Here is a 703-nt window from a genome sequence, read left to right as displayed (position 1 = left end):
GTCCTTTACCCAGCATAAATTTATTCAACAAACTGCCGACAAAAGTACCTAAGCCAAGTACAACGCCACTGTATCCATACTCCGATGAGCTAAAACCTAACGCCTCAAATGTGAAAGCACCTAATTGGTAGTAAGAAAACAATGCGATATTGTAGAGCGCAACTAATAACGTCGATTGCCAGATTTGCGCATCTCTGAGCATTCGCCCCAGAAGTGAACCCATATTCAAAGGCTGTTTCTGAATTTGTGTCTCTGGCAGTTTGAAAACGTTGTAAACAAACAAGCCTAACGCCATGAAAAACAGTGTAAAAAAGACGGTTTGATAGCCGCCCAATGCGGTTAACTGGCCGCCGAGCAACATGCCAATCACCGGACTGACAGAAATTCCTATTCCCATTACGCCGAATACTTTACCCAACTCTTCGCCAGAAAAACTGTCCCGCAACATGGTTTGCGTCACCACAGAACCCACCGCAATACCAAAGGCGCTCAACGCTCGAGCCAACATGACCACATCAAAGCGGTCAGTTTGCATCGCAACCAATGCAGAAAGCCCATAAACGAGCAAACCAACTAGCATGGTTGGACGTCTTCCCCATTTATCTGCTAATAGACCCCAAACCACGACTCCGATTGCAAATGCTGTAAAGTAGATCGATAGGGTTTGCGCTGCTTGCGAATAGGTGACTGAGAAAGACTGTGC

General features: G+C 46.1%; 1 protein-coding gene. It reads right to left on the bottom strand.

What is annotated here, in order from left to right; translation table 11 throughout:
- The coding region (locus R8O10_RS25150; protein ID WP_318191945.1) for an MFS transporter at nucleotides 1–703 on the bottom strand (703 nt) is incomplete at both ends.

This window comes from Vibrio sp. 1727, from assembly GCF_033344415.1.
Taxonomy (GTDB): domain Bacteria; phylum Pseudomonadota; class Gammaproteobacteria; order Enterobacterales; family Vibrionaceae; genus Vibrio; species Vibrio alginolyticus.
The sequence above is the reverse complement of the archived record's forward strand: the minus strand, read 5'-3'. Positions and strand labels throughout refer to the sequence as shown.